Source organism: Streptomyces tricolor (assembly GCF_002155905.1).
Lineage (GTDB): Bacteria > Actinomycetota > Actinomycetes > Streptomycetales > Streptomycetaceae > Streptomyces > Streptomyces tricolor.
The window spans coordinates 152-14,097 of sequence record NZ_MUMF01000246.1; the positions used below are offsets into that span (position 1 = coordinate 152).

Sequence of the window (13,946 nt, forward strand, 5' to 3'; positions counted from 1 at the left end):
GTCACCAAGGGCGCCCTGTACTTCCACTTCGCCGCCAAGGAGGATCTGGCCCACGCCATCCTGGAACTCCAGGCGAAGGCCGCGCAACAGGTCGTCGCCGACGCCGAGAGCCGTGGCTGCTCCTCGCTGGAGGCCCTGATGCGCGCCACGTTCGGCATCGCCCGGCTCGCCGTCGAGGACCCCGTGCCGCGCGCCGGACTCCGCCTCGCCACCACGGACATCGCCGTACGGCCGCCGCTGCGGCACCCGTTCACCGAGTGGCTGGACTTCGCCACCCGCAAGTTCACCGGGGCCGTCCGGGAAGCCGACGTGCACGGCGACCTCGACACCGGCGCCGTCGCCCACTCCCTCGTCTGCTTCTTCATCGGCACCCGGGTCGCGGGCCGCTCGCTGGAACCCGTCGGGCGGCTGCCGCGAAGAGTCGCCGAGATGTGGCACCTCATGATCCGCGGCCTCGTGCCGGTCCACCGCCGCCCCCGCTATGTCACCCTCGCCACGCAGCTGGAGCGGGAGATCCGCGCCGCCTGACACCCGCGCTACGGTGACGGACATGCCCGACACCCCCTTCGCACCCGTGATCCTCGGCAACGAACCCGGATCGTTCCCGCACAGCGTGCTGGCCGAGCGGCACCCCGCGATCATCCGACAGGTACGGGAGGCCTTCCCGTACGGCCCCGGGCAGCACACGGCCCTGGACGAGCTGCTGAAGAGCTGCACCCAGGGGACGGTCGAGCCGCTCCCCGGCGACGCCCCGGACCGGGACCGGTGGCACGGCTGGGGCCTGACCGAGTACACCGGCCGGTCCTGGTACGACGTGCCGTGGCTGTGGTCCGAGAGCTACTTCTACCGCCGGCTGCTCGACGCCGTCGGCTGGTTCGGCCCGGGTGCCTGGCAGGGCATCGACCCCTTCCGGCCCTTCAAACGCGCCGAACTCGACGCCCCGGAGACCGACGAGGAACTCGCCGCCCTGGACGGCCTGCGCGACCTCCCCGAGGAGGAGCGGGCCCGCGCCCTGCTGCACGGCTCGCTGTGGGGCAACCGCGCCGACCTCGGCTTCCGGTTCTCCGCCGCCGGCGCCGAGGCCCGAGAGCCGGCCCCCGCACTGGTCGCCGACGACAGCGAGACCCTGTGGTCGCTGCTGCCGCCCGGCGGGACGGGCACGCTCGTGCTCGTCGCGGACAACGCGGGCCGTGAACTCGTCCCCGACCTCCTGCTCGTCGCCCACCTCCTCGCCGAGGGCCGGGCCGCTCGGGCGGTGCTGCACGTCAAGCCGTACCCGTACTACGTCTCCGACGCCACCACCGCCGACGTGGTCGACGCCCTGCACCGGCTGCGCGCGGCCCCCGGCCAGGCCGCCGAGTACGCGCGCGTGCTCTGGTCGGCCCTGGCCGACGGCCGGCTCACCGTCCGCGCCCACCCCTTCTCCTGCGCCCCGCTGCCGTACGCCGCGATGCCGGACGACCTGCGCGCCGAGTTCGCGGCGGCCACCCTGACCATCGTCAAGGGCGACCTCAACTACCGCCGCCTGGTGGGCGACCGGCTCTGGCCGCCCACCACGCCGTTCCGGGAGACGACCGCCTCCTTCCCCGGCCCGGTCGCCGCCCTGCGCACCCTCAAGTCCGACGTGATCACCGGGCTCACGGCCGCCACCGAGGCGGCGCTGGTGGCGGCCGAGGGCCAGGACTGGCGGACGAGCGGCACACACGCGCTGATCCAGGTCGATCCGTCAGACGAGGTGCAGCGGCAGTGACTTGATGCCGTTGATGAAGTTCGACACCAGCCGCACGGCCGGCCCGGCGAGGCGCGGCGGCCCGGGCAGGGCACGCAGCACCTCCTCGTGCAGCAGCCGCAGTTGCAGCCGGGCGAAGTGGGCACCCAGACACACGTGCGGGCCGTCCCCGAAGGAGACGTGCGGGTTGGGGGAGCGGGCCAGGTCGAGCCGGTCCGGATCGGCGAAGACGCGCTCGTCCCGGTTGGCCGAGGCGTGGAACACCACGACCTTCTCGCCCGCCCGGATCGAGCGGCCCGCCAGCTCGGTGTCCCGCACGGCCGTCCGGCGGAAGGTCAGCACCGGCGGATGCCAGCGCAGCAGCTCGTCGACGGCGGACGGTACGCCGACCGCTCCGGCGCGCAGCAGCCCGTACGCCTCCGGATGCTCCGCCAGGGCCAGCAGACCGCCCGGGGCCGCACTGCGCACCGTGTCGTTGCCGGCCACGGTCAGCAGGAAGAAGAACATCTCCAGTTCGGCGTCGGCCAGCTCGGCGTCGTGCGCGAGTGCCGTCATGATGTCGTCGACGGGGTGCCGGCGCTTGTACGCGGCCAGCTGTCCGGCGTAGGCGAACATGTCCCGCAGCATCGCGGGCGACCGCGGGTTCACCGGCCTGCCCGCCCCGTCCAGCACCGGCGGACCGGCCTCGTCCGGGTCCTGGTAGCCGATCACCCGCTGCGTCCAGTGCAGCAGCAGCCCCCGGTCGCTCGCCGGCACGCCCAGCAGATCCGCCAGATTCAGCAGGGCGTACTCGTCGGTGACGGCGGCCACCAGATCGACCGTGCCGTCCCCCTCCCGTGCCGCCGCCAGGGCGCGGACCAGCAGCGTGCGCGCCCGCTCCCGGGCGACCGCCGCGAACCGGTCCACGCGCCCCGGCGTGAAGGCGCGGCTCACCAGCCGCCGCAGCCTCCCGTGCGCCGGGGGGTCCTGATTGAGCATCATGCGCCGGATGAACGGCAGATCCTCCGGGTCGGGGTCACGGATCTGGGTCGCGCCGGCGTACGAGGAGAACGTCCCCGCGTCCTTCAGCACGCGTACGACGTCCGCGTGCCGGGTCACCGCCCAGAAGCCCGGCCCGGCCGGCCAGCCCAGCACCTCCGGCTCCTCCTGCCAGGCCACCGGATGACGGTCGCGCAGCACCCGGTAGTCGTCGTAGGGCACCGCGGTGGCGTACCGGCGGGGATCGAAGACGTCCGGGACCGGTGGTGCCTCCGGTACGCTCACGCCGGCCCGCCCGCCCCGGCCTCGCCCGACGCGCGGGGCCCGGATGCCTCGGCCGCTTCGTCCGCCCCCTCCGTCTCGTCGGCCCGCAGGAAGTCCTCGACGGTACGGATCAGTTCCAGTGGGGTCTCGTCCATCGCGTAATGACCGGCGCCGGGCAGAACGGCGAGCCGCGCGCGGGGGTACCAGGCCATCCAGGTCTGCCGCATGACCTCCGGCGACAGCGCCGGGTCGAGTGCGCCGGCCACCGCGAGCGCCGGCACCTCGCTGCCCGCGACGTCGGCGCTGAAGTCCTCGCCCGCCCACGAGTCCAGCCAGGCCCGGAACGCCTTGGTGTCGCTGCGCTCCAGCGAGCGGGCGACCATCCGGTCCAGCCAGGCGGCGGGCCGGCGGCCTCCGGTGGTGACGTCGATGATCGTGCGCCGGTGCTCCGCCCGGTGCGCCGCCTGCGTGAACAGCGCCGCCTGCTCACCGGCCAGCGGCATGCCCGAGGCGGGAACGGGCGAGATCCCGGCGATCCGGCGCACCCGCTGCGGGGCCACGGCGAGCAGCCGCTGGGCCACCGCACCGCCCATGGAGTGCCCGATCACCGAGAACCGCTCCCAGCCGAGCCGGTCCGCCAGCTCCACCAGGTCCAGGGCCGCCTCGGCCGTCGTGTACGCGCCCGCGGCGTCCCGGGCCTCGCCGTAGCCGCGCAGATCGACCAGCGCGTAGCTGAACGACGTGCGGTCGAGGTCCGGCAGGACGGCCGCGTAGGCGGACCGGTCGGCGAACCAGCCGTGCACGGCGAACACCTTGTGGGCGCCGTCGCCGTGCACCTCATGGGGCAGCACGAAGGAGGTCATGCGCCTACCGTGGCCCCCGCGCGCGGGCCCGGCAAGAGCGCCAACGCCACAACCCCCCGCCGGAGTTCCACGTTTCGCGGGCGGTTCACGCGATGGTGTGATCATGTGCTGCCGTGCGGATGGGGTTCCGGGGGCACGGGTAGGGCCCGGCCATGACGCAGCCGTTCGAACTCCCGCACTTCTACATGCCGTATCCCGCGCGGCTCAACCCGCATCTGGACGAGGCCCGGGCCCATTCGACCCAGTGGGCACGAGAGATGGGCATGCTGGAGGGCTCAGGGATCTGGGAGCAGGCCGACCTGGAGGCGCACGACTACGGCCTCCTGTGTGCCTACACCCATCCCGACTGCGACGGACCCGCTCTCTCGCTGATCACCGACTGGTACGTGTGGGTGTTCTTCTTCGACGACCACTTCCTCGACATGTACAAGCGGACCCAGGACCGCGCCGCGGGCAAGGCGCACCTGGACCGCCTGCCGCTGTTCATGCCGCTCGACCTCGCCACCCCCGTGCCGGAACCGGAGAATCCGGTGGAGGCCGGGCTGAAGGACCTGTGGGCGCGGACGGTGCCGTCGATGTCCGTGGACTGGCGCCGCCGCTTCTCGGTCGCCACCGAGCACCTGCTCAACGAGTCGATGTGGGAGCTGTCCAACATCAACGAGGGACGGATCGCCAACCCCGTCGAGTACATCGAGATGCGGCGCAAGGTCGGCGGCGCCCCCTGGTCGTCCGGACTCGTGGAGTACGCGACCGCCGAGGTGCCCGCCGCGGTCGCCGGCACCCGGCCGCTGCGCGTCCTCATGGAGACGTTCTCCGACGCCGTCCACCTGCGCAACGACCTGTTCTCCTACCAACGCGAGGTCGAGGACGAGGGCGAGAACAGCAACGGCGTGCTCGTGCTGGAGAAGTTCTTCGGCTGCACCACGCAGGAGGCCGCCGACACCGTCAACGACGTCCTCACCTCGCGGCTGCACCAGTTCGAGCACACCGCGCTGACCGAGGTTCCCGCCGTCGCCCTGGAGAAGGGCCTCACGCCCGGCGAGGTCGCCGCCGTCGCCGCCTACACCAAGGGGCTTCAGGACTGGCAGTCCGGCGGCCACGAATGGCACATGCGCTCCAGCCGGTACATGAACAAGGGCGCGCGGTCCGACTCGCCCTGGCAGCTGAAGAGCGGACCCGGCACCTCCGCCGCTCACATCGGCGCACTGCTCGCCTCGGCCGCCCAGGAACGCCTGCGCGCCTACTCCCACGTGCCCTACCAGAAGGTGGGCCCGTCCCGCATCCCCGACCTGTACATGCCCTTCGAACTCCAGCTCAGCCCCCACCTGGAACCGGCCCGCGGCAACCTCGTCGACTGGTGCCACCGGATGGGCATCCTCCAGGAGGGGGTCTGGGACGAGGACAAGCTCGCCGCGTACGACCTCGCGCTGTGCTCCGCCGGCCTGGACCCGGACGCCACCCCCGAGGCCCTCGACCTCAGTGCGCAGTGGCTCGCCTGGGGGACGTACGGCGACGACTACTACCCGCTCGTCTACGGCCACCGCAGGGACCTGGCCGCCGCCCGCCTGACCACGGCCCGGCTGTCGCAGTGCATGCCGGTCGAGGGCGAACCCACCGTCGTCCCCGGCAACGCCATGGAACGCGGGCTGATCGACCTCTGGGCGCGCACCACGGCCGAGATGACCGCCGGCCAGCGGCGCACCCTCAAGGCGGCCGTGGACACGATGACCGAGAGCTGGGTGTGGGAGCTGTCCAACCAGCTCCAGAACCGCATCCCCGACCCGGTCGACTACCTGGAGATGCGCCGCGCCACCTTCGGCTCCGACCTCACCCTGGGCCTGTGCCGCATGGGTCACGGCCCCGCGGTCCCGCCGGAGGTGTACCGCAGCGGCCCGGTGCGCTCGCTGGAGAACGCCGCCGTCGACTACGCGTGCCTCCTCAACGACGTCTTCTCGTACCAGAAGGAGATCGAGTACGAGGGCGAGATCCACAACGCCGTTCTGGTCGTGCAGAACTTCTTCGGCGTGGACTACCCGGCCGCGCTCGCCGTCGTCCACGATCTGATGACCCAGCGCATGCAGCAGTTCGAGCACGTCGTCGCCCATGAACTCCCCGTCCTCTACGACGATTTCCAACTGTCGGAGGAGGCGCGGGCGGCCATGGGGGGCTACGTGCTCGACCTGCAGAACTGGCTGGCCGGCATCCTCAACTGGCACCGGAGCGTGGACCGTTACAAGGCCGAGTGGCTCGGCCGCCGTGCCCACGGCTTCCTGCCCGACCGCGCCCCCGCCGTCCTGGGTGTACAGGTCGGGCAGGCCGAAGGTGTGGCCGTTCTCGTGCGGCAGGACGCGGTAGCCGGTGCGGGAGTAGGAGCCGGAGCCGTCGTCCTGGCGGGAGTAGACGAAGGAGGCGTTCGCGATGCGGACGCCGTCGGCGACCGGGGCGTCGTCGTTGCCGGCGAAGGTCACGGACAGCACGGTGTCCAGGGCGGAGGGGCCGGCGTTCGGGGTGACGAGCACGTTCAGCAGGTCGTACGCGCGGAAGTCCACCTGCGGGTCGGCGGCGGCCACGATGTCCTGGACCAGGCCCCGGTAGCCGGGGTCGAAGGGGGCGCCGCGCTCTATGCCGTAGGACTCGAAGCGTTTCGGCATGCGCAGCCAGGTGGTGATCGGGGTCTCGGGGCGGTAGTCGAGACGGCCGTACGACGCCGTGCGGAACCACTCCTGGGTCTGCGGGAAGAACTCGTGGTAGCGGTCCATCGCGCTGCCCGGGCCGGGCGCGTCGGGGAAGTCGACCATCAGGGTCAGGGCGCGGACCGTGCCGGTGGCGCGGGAGTAGCCGGGCGGGGTGGGCAGGCCCTCGGTCATCTGCACGTCCAGGCCGCCACGGATCATGCAGGGTACGAGCGCGGAGGAGCGGGCCGGGTGGATGGACCCGGCGGTGGTGGCGGGCGCCGTCAGGGTGCCGGTCCCGGCCGAGGTGCTGACCGCGAGGGTCAGTGCGGTCACCAGGGACAGGGCGGCAGCCCGGCGCGGGCGTATGCGGCGGCGGGGCGGCGGCTGCGGCTGCATGCAGGGACCTTTCGCGCCACGGCAGCCGCCGGTCTCCGGCTGCACCCTTGCGCTCACCCTGTGTCGGCGCAGCGGCGGGCGCGCGCTGGAGGAGACCGATCGTGGGAATGCGGGTCCGCAGCAGGGTGAATCCCGGCGGTTGGTGATTGTGTCTCAGGTCACACCATTTCGGGCGGCGGTCGGGAAATAACCGGGGACGGTCTCCCCGTTTAGCCCTGTGTCCGAGCGAAACGGGGAGCGACTCCCCGGATCGCCCCCCTCGACTCGCACCGCCCGACTCGCACCGCCCCGACTCAGCTCGCCCCTCGACCCAAGGAGGACACCGTGCCGGCCATGACCGCCCCCGCACCGCGCAAGGCACCCCGGCCGCGCGCCGATGCCCTGCGCAACCGGGAGCGGATCGTCACCGCCGCCCGGGAGATGTTCGTGGAGCACGGCCCCGACGTGCCGCTCGACGAGATCGCCCGCCGGGCCGGCGTCGGCAACGCCACGGTGTACCGCAACTTCCCGGACCGCGACGCCCTCGTCCGCGAGGTCGTCTGCTCCGTCATGGACCGCACGGTCGAGGCGGCCGAACTGGCCCTCGCGGAGACCGGGGACGCGTTCGCCGCCCTGGAGCGCTTCGTGCACGCCGCCGCCGACGAGCGGATCAGCGCGCTGTGTCCCATGGTGTCCAGCACCTTCGACCAGAACCACCCCGACCTGGTGGCCTCCCGCGAGAGCGTCGAGCGGCTCGTGGAAGAGATCATGGGCCGGGCCAAGGCGGCCGGGCAGCTCCGGCCGGACGTCGGCGTCGGTGATCTGCTGATCGTCGTGTCCCAGCTGAGCCGGCCCCCGGCCGGCACGGACTGCATGCGCGGTGACCGGTTCGTCCACCGCCATCTGCAGCTCTTCCTCGACGGCCTGAGGGCCCCCGCCCGCTCCGTCCTCCCGGGCGAGGCCGTGGACATCAGGGAGCTGCTCGACTCCTGACCGATCAGTTCAGCTCCCGCGTCCGGTCCACCTCCGCGGCACGCCAGTAGTCCGCCCGCGCTCTTTTCACCTTTCCGCCTTACTCCGTTTTCTCATCATTTTTCGTCACGCCGTCCGTCACGAAGTCCCGAAGTGGGTATCTCCATGTCCGAAACAGCCCTCAAGGCTCCCGGCGTCTCCGCTCCGAGCGGTGATGCCAACCGCTGGAAAGCGCTCGTCTTCATCGCGCTCGCCCAGCTGATGGTCGTCCTCGACGCCACCATCGTGAACATCGCCCTGCCCTCCGCGCAGCAGGACCTCGGCATATCCGAGGGCAACAAGCAGTGGGTCGTCACCGCCTACGCCCTCGCCTTCGGTGGTCTGCTGCTGTTCGGCGGCCGGATCGCCGACCTGTGGGGCCGCAAGCGCGCGTTCGTGCTGGGTCTGGCCGGCTTCGCCGCCGCCTCCGCGCTGGGCGGTGCCGCCACCACCGGCGCGTTGATGTTCGGCGCCCGTGCCCTCCAGGGTGTCTTCGGCGCGCTGCTCGCCCCGGCCGCGCTGTCCCTGCTCGCGGTGATGTTCACCGACGCCAAGGAGCGCGCGAAGGCGTTCGGCATCTACGGCGCGATCGCGGGCGGCGGCGGTGCCGTGGGCCTGATCCTCGGCGGCTTCCTCACCGAGTACCTGGACTGGCGCTGGACCTTCTTCGTGAACGTCCCGTTCGCCGTGGTCGCCGCGGCCGGTGCCTACTTCGTCATCCGGGAGCCGGAGGGCGGCCGTAACCGCAATCCGCTCGACATCCCGGGCGTGCTGCTGTCCACCCTCGGCCTGGTCGCCCTGGTGTACGGCTTCACCCGCGCCGAGTCCGACGGCTGGGGCGACGCGGTGACCGTGTCGATGTTCGTCGCGTCCGCGGTGCTGCTGATCGCGTTCGTGGCGGTCGAGGCCAAGGTCAAGGCCCCGCTGCTGCCGCTGCGCGTGGTGACCGACCGCAACCGCGGCGGCATCTACCTCTCGCTCGGCCTCGCGATCATCGGCATGTTCGGTCTGTTCCTCTTCCTGACCTACTACCTGCAGATCGTGAAGGGCTACTCGCCGGTCAAGACCGGTTTCGCCTTCCTGCCGATGGTGGTCGGCATGATCACCGGCTCCACCCAGATCGGCACCCGGCTGATGACCCGCGTCCCGGCCCGCCTGCTGATGGGCCCCGGCTTCCTGGTCGCCGCCGTCGGCATGCTGCTGCTGACCCAGCTGGAGATCGACTCCTCGTACGGCGCCCTGCTGCTGCCCGCGATGGTGCTGCTCGGCCTCGGCATGGGTACGGCGTTCATGCCGGCGATGTCCCTGTCCACCCAGGGCGTCGAGCCCCGGGACGCCGGTGTCGCCTCCGCGATGGTCAACACCTCGCAGCAGGTGGGCGGCGCGATCGGCACCGCCCTGCTGAACACGATCGCCGCCTCGGCGACCACCTCGTACATCAAGGACCACATCGCCGGTGCCGCCGCGAAGCCGCAGCAGGACCTGGTGAAACTCCAGGGCATGGTGCACGGCTACAGCACCGCGATCTGGTTCGCCGTCGGCATCCTGGTGCTCTCCGCCCTGATCGTCTTCACCTTCGTCAACGCCGGCCGGCCCGGTGCCGCTCCGGTGGCCTCCGGCGAGGGCGTCGAGGACGAGGTGCCGGTGCCGGTGATCGCCCACTGAGCGGCCGCACGGCGAACGGCCGGACCGTGATCTAGCGGAGCCAGGGAAGGTCCGCACCCGCTTCATCGGGCTGGAGGCCCTCGGCGACGATCTCCATGATCTCGCCGAGGGCCTTCTGCTGTTCGGGGCTGAGGCGGTCGAACAGCGCCTGCCGCACGGCGGTCACATGGCCGGGCGCGGTGCGCCGCAGCACGTCCTGGCCCTCGTCGGTGAGGACGGCGAACTGGCCGCGCTTGTCGGAGGGGCAGTCCTCGCGGCGTACCCAGCCGTTCTTCTCCAGCCGGGCGATCGCGTGCGAGAGCCGGGAGCGGGTGATCTTGGCCTGCATCGCCAGCTCGGTCATCCGCAGCCGGCGGCGGGGCGCCTCGGCGAGGCCGACGAGGAGGCCGTAGTAGATGTGCGGCATGCCCGCGTCGCGCTGCAACTGCCGGTCGAGGTGGTCCTCCAGCAGGGTGGTGGCGTGCAGGTAGGCGCGCCAGACGCGCTGCTCCTCGTCGGTGAGCCAGCGGTGCTCTGCGGCGGAGTTCGGTGCCGTGTTCATGTATCCCACTGTACGAGCGGTCTCCTTGAAACTTGAACAAGTGTCGGGTGAGGCGTAGGGTTCCGGATGAGAGCTTGAGAGTTAAAGCATCTTGGGCTCGTGAGTCAGAGCCTCTGGAGATCATCGGGAGCCGCCGCGATGTCCGCCACCGCCCAGGAGCGCATGCCCGCCCTGTACCTCAGCCACGGCGCCCCGCCGCTCGCCGACGACCCCGTCTGGCCCGGTCAGCTCGCCGCCTGGTCCGCCGGCCTGCCCCGCCCCACGGCGATCCTCATGGTCTCCGCCCACTGGGAGGAGGCCCCGCTCGCCCTCGGCGCGGTCGAGACCGTCCCGCTCGTCCACGACTTCTGGGGCTTCCCCGAGCACTACTACCGGGTCCGCTACCCCGCCCCCGGCGCGCCCGCGCTCGCCGACGCCGTCCGCAAACTGCTGCGCGCCCCCGGCACCCCCGTCCAGGACATCCCGGACCGGGGCCTCGACCACGGCGCCTACGTCCCCCTCGTGGAGATGTTCCCGGCCGCCGACATCCCCGTCCTCCAGATCTCGATGCCCACCCTCGACCCGGTGCGCCTGATGGACATCGGCCGCAGGCTCGCCCCGCTGCGCGACGAGGGCGTGCTGATCGTCGGCTCCGGCTTCTTCACCCACAACCTGGCCGCCCTCCGCCACGCCGGCCGCGGCGTGCCGAGCTGGTCCTCCGAGTTCGACGACTGGGGCCGGCGCGCCCTGGAGGCCCGCGACTGGGACGCCCTGCTCGACTTCCTGGACAAGGCCCCGGCCGGCCGCTACGCCCATCCGCGCACCGAACACTTCGCCCCGCTCTTCGTGACCATGGGCGCGGCGGAGGCGGGCGGCGAACTGGACGCGCAGAAGTCGGTGATCGACGGGTTCTGGATGGGAATGGCGAAGCGGTCGGTGCAGTTCGGATGAGGGTGTGAGCGGTAGCGCGCGGCACGGGAGCGGCGCGCTACAGCTGCTTCTCGAACCAGGCGACGTCCCAGTAGCGGCCGAACTTGCGGCCCACCTCGCGGTACGTCCCGACGTACTGGAAGCCGAAGCGCTCGTGCAGCCGCGTGGACGGCTCGTTCGGCTGGGCGATGCCCGCGTAGGCGCGGTGGACGTCCTCCCCGGCCAGGGCCTCGAACAGGGCGCCGTAGAGCAGCGTGCCGATCCCGCGCCGACCGGCGTCGGGGGCGACGTACACCGAGGTCTCCACGGATGTCGCGTACGCCGGCTTCGGCCGGTAAGGGCTGGATGTGGCGTAGCCCAGAATCTCCTGAGTGTCCGCGTCCGTGGCAACCATCAGCCGGTGCGGGCCGTCTTCCAGGTGGGAGAGCAGCCAAGGACGGCGCTCTTCCGGAGAGAAGATCGCGGTATCGAATGTGATGGCCGTCTCACGTACATAGTGGTTGTAGATCGCCGTGAGGGCCTTGAGGTCCCCCTCGACTCCCGGCCTGACCTGCACCTCAGCACGTTCCGACGGCATCTGGCCTCCCAGCGTGGCGGACAGGGTACTGCATGATCAGAAAAATTGGGGGGCGGGTTGGGAATTCTGTCCGGATTCCAGTCGTTGTTTCCCACGGACGCAGGGCACTCGGAGAGAGTCTCGGAGCGAGTGAGCGAGTCCCAGAGAGGGATCTCCGCACTGCCGGGCGTTCACCAGGACCACCCGCCAGCCCACCATCGCAAGGGAGCACGCATGGCAACCCGTGCCGTCGCCCGTCGTCAGTCCGCCACCGGCGAGACGGCCGACTCGGCAAGCAGTGTTCGCGCTCATGGCGGCGAGATCGCAGACCGCGACCTGGTCGGCATGTACCTCGACGAGATCGCGCGTACGCCGCTGCTCGACGCCGCCAAGGAGGTCGAGCTGTCGCAGACCATCGAGGCGGGTGTGTTCGCGCAGCAGGTCCTCGACGGGGAGGAGGAGTCCGCGACGGACGCCACCCGCGAGGAACTGGAGGCCCTGGTCGCCGCCGGTGAGCGGGCCAAGGACATCTTCATCCGCTCCAACCTCCGGCTGGTCGTCGCGGTCGCCCGGCGCTACCCGCGCAGCGGTCTGCCCCTGCTCGACCTGATCCAGGAGGGCAACGCCGGCCTGGTGCGCGCCGTCGAGAAGTTCGACTACCGCAAGGGCTTCAAGTTCTCGACGTACGCCACCTGGTGGATCCGCCAGGCCATCACCCGCTCCATCGCCGACCAGTCGCGCACGATCCGGCTCCCCGTCCACCTGGTGGAGGAGCTGGGCCGCATCCGCCGCGTCCAGCGCGAGTTCAACCGGGAGAACGGCCGCGACCCGGAGCCCGCGGAGATCGCCGCGGAGCTGGGCTCGACGCCGGAGCGCGTCGCCGACGTCCTCGACTGGGCCCGCGACCCGGTCTCGCTGAACATGTCGGTGGACGACGAGGGCGAGACCCAGTTCGGTGACCTGCTGGAGGACACCTCGGCGGTCTCCCCCGAGCAGTCCGTCCTGACCCTGCTGCGCAGCGAGGAGCTGGACGACCTGATCGGCCGCCTGGACCAGCGCACGGCCTCCATCATCAAGATGCGGTACGGCATCGAGGACGGCCGCGAGCGCACCCTGACCGAGGTCGGCAAGGAGCACGGGCTCACCCGTGAGCGGATCCGGCAGATCGAGAAGCACGCCCTGCTGGAGCTGAAGAAGCTGGCCCGCGACACCGGCTTCGACGCGGCGGCCTGACGGAGCGGGCGCGGGGCGCGTACGACGGCGGGGTACGGCGGCGGCCGTAGCCGTCCCTGGCACACCGGGCGTACGGCGCACCGCACGGCGCGCACGGGTGGCGAAAGACGGCGCAAACATGGCGTGGTCCCGTCGCTTCAACCCCTGGGCCCGAGGGAACAACCCTTCCGGGCCCAGTAGTGGGCCCCGGGAACCGCACTCCCCACTCACCGCGCGGCCCCCGGCCGCACTCCGGCCGGCCCACGTGAGCCACGTCCCGACGCAATCCCCCCCCGGCGCCGGGACCTTCCCGAGCCGGACTTCGGCGCCCACCCCCCCCGGGCGCCGGAGTCCGGCTTCTTCTCGTTCCCGGGGACGAGAGGCGTACGCCCTCCGGTTCGGCTCGGCGCGCGGGGAAGGGGCGCCTTTCGGCCTGCGCCGAGGGGCCGCCACTCGGCCTGCGGGAGGGATGGGTTTCGGCCTGCGGCGAGAGGGCGCTTCACGCGTCCGCTGAGGCCGCGCGGCGGGACCGACCTGCGGGAGCGCGGGGCCGAGATGCTGGAAAGGCGGCCCACCCCGTACCTGAACCCCGGGGTGGACCACCGGATGGCAGATTCTGCCACACGGGCATAGCCTGCCGGGATGAGCACCACCCCCAGCGCCTCCCACCAGCCGTTTTCCGCCCCCGCCCCGGTGTCCCTCACCGAACGCCGGAAGGCCGAGACCCGGATGGAGATCGCCCGGGCGGCGGCAGCCCTCTTCGTCCAGCAGGGCCTGCGGGCGACCCGCGCCGAGGACATCGCCCAGGCCGCGGGCATCGCACCGCGCACGTTCTACCGCTACTTCGCCACCAAGGAGGAGGCGGTGGCCCCGCTCTACGCGGCCGGCGCCCAGCGCTGGACCGAGGCGGTCCGTACGGCCCCGGCCGACCTGCCCCTCCCGCAGGCCCTGGAACACGCCGTCCGGCACACCCTCACCCCCGGCATCGGCGTCTCGACCGCCTCCTGGGAATGGCTCCGCACCCTGATCCGCCTGGCCGACACCAGCCCGGCCCTGCGCAAGGTCTGGGCAGAGGTGTGCCAGGCGTCGGAAGCGGCGCTGGCGGAGATCCTGGCGGAGCGGGAGACGGGGGCAGGGGCGGACAGGCAGACGCCGGCCGGGCGGGGAG

At 71.9% G+C, this 13,946-nt stretch carries 11 protein-coding genes and 2 pseudogenes; 8 read left to right on the forward strand and 5 right to left on the reverse strand.

Annotated elements, in window-relative coordinates; all coding sequences use genetic code 11:
* On the forward strand, positions 1–528 hold a 528-nt coding region (locus CCN44_RS18475), incomplete at its 5' end, for a TetR family transcriptional regulator (protein WP_086698304.1).
* A gap of 22 nt (positions 529–550) precedes the next feature.
* Positions 551–1,750: a damage-control phosphatase ARMT1 family protein gene (locus CCN44_RS18480; protein ID WP_086698303.1), complete on the forward strand. Its 1,200-nt coding sequence runs from the start codon at positions 551–553 to the stop codon at positions 1,748–1,750.
* Here the strand turns inward: CCN44_RS18480 and CCN44_RS18485 are convergent.
* Entirely contained in the window at positions 1,727–2,992 is a 1,266-nt protein-coding gene (locus CCN44_RS18485) for a cytochrome P450 (protein ID WP_086698299.1), read from the reverse strand. The two genes, CCN44_RS18480 and CCN44_RS18485, sit on opposite strands and share 24 nt — an antisense overlap.
* Positions 2,989–3,834 (reverse strand): alpha/beta fold hydrolase, encoded by an 846-nt coding sequence (locus CCN44_RS18490; protein WP_086698300.1) that lies wholly within the window; start codon positions 3,832–3,834, stop codon positions 2,989–2,991. The genes CCN44_RS18485 and CCN44_RS18490 overlap by 4 nt, the downstream gene beginning before the upstream one ends.
* Before the next feature lie 152 nt (positions 3,835–3,986).
* Between CCN44_RS18490 and cyc2 the strand changes: the two are divergent.
* A pseudogene (gene cyc2 / locus CCN44_RS18495) lies at positions 3,987–6,128 on the forward strand (germacradienol/geosmin synthase Cyc2); the annotation flags it as partial.
* Here the strand turns inward: cyc2 and CCN44_RS46280 are convergent.
* Positions 6,108–6,905 (reverse strand): annotated as a pseudogene (locus tag CCN44_RS46280) (metallopeptidase domain-containing protein); the annotation flags it as partial. The pseudogenes cyc2 and CCN44_RS46280 sit on opposite strands and share 21 nt — an antisense overlap.
* Positions 6,906–7,238: 333 nt before the next feature.
* Between CCN44_RS46280 and CCN44_RS18505 the strand changes: the two are divergent.
* Positions 7,239–7,877 carry a TetR/AcrR family transcriptional regulator gene (locus tag CCN44_RS18505; protein ID WP_189397434.1) on the forward strand — a complete coding sequence of 213 codons (639 nt, stop codon included), beginning with the start codon at positions 7,239–7,241 and terminating at the stop codon, positions 7,875–7,877.
* Between the two features lie 144 nt (positions 7,878–8,021).
* Entirely contained in the window at positions 8,022–9,560 is a 1,539-nt protein-coding gene (locus CCN44_RS18510) for an MFS transporter (RefSeq protein ID WP_059255099.1), read from the forward strand.
* A gap of 31 nt (positions 9,561–9,591) precedes the next feature.
* On the opposite strand, the gene CCN44_RS18515 is transcribed toward CCN44_RS18510, so the two are convergent.
* Positions 9,592–10,101 (reverse strand): MarR family winged helix-turn-helix transcriptional regulator, encoded by a 510-nt coding sequence (locus tag CCN44_RS18515; protein WP_059250854.1) that lies wholly within the window; start codon positions 10,099–10,101, stop codon positions 9,592–9,594.
* A 138-nt stretch (positions 10,102–10,239) separates the two neighbouring features.
* Here CCN44_RS18515 and CCN44_RS18520 point away from each other — a divergent pair, with 138 nt between their 5' ends.
* Positions 10,240–11,031: a dioxygenase family protein gene (locus CCN44_RS18520; protein WP_086698301.1), complete on the forward strand. Its 792-nt coding sequence runs from the start codon at positions 10,240–10,242 to the stop codon at positions 11,029–11,031.
* Positions 11,032–11,068: 37 nt separating this feature from the next.
* Here the strand turns inward: CCN44_RS18520 and CCN44_RS18525 are convergent, their stop codons facing one another.
* Positions 11,069–11,587, reverse strand: coding sequence for a GNAT family N-acetyltransferase (locus CCN44_RS18525; protein ID WP_086698302.1), 519 nt, complete (start codon positions 11,585–11,587; stop codon positions 11,069–11,071).
* 213 nt (positions 11,588–11,800) lie between these two features.
* Between CCN44_RS18525 and CCN44_RS18530 the strand changes: the two genes are divergently transcribed.
* Together CCN44_RS18530 and CCN44_RS18535 are read left to right on the forward strand one after the other, a co-directional pair.
* On the forward strand, positions 11,801–12,799 hold the full coding sequence (locus CCN44_RS18530; protein WP_059250860.1) for a sigma-70 family RNA polymerase sigma factor: 999 nt from the start codon (positions 11,801–11,803) through the stop codon (positions 12,797–12,799).
* 621 nt (positions 12,800–13,420) lie between these two features.
* The coding region (locus CCN44_RS18535; protein WP_414820503.1) for a TetR/AcrR family transcriptional regulator at positions 13,421–13,946 on the forward strand (526 nt) is incomplete at its 3' end.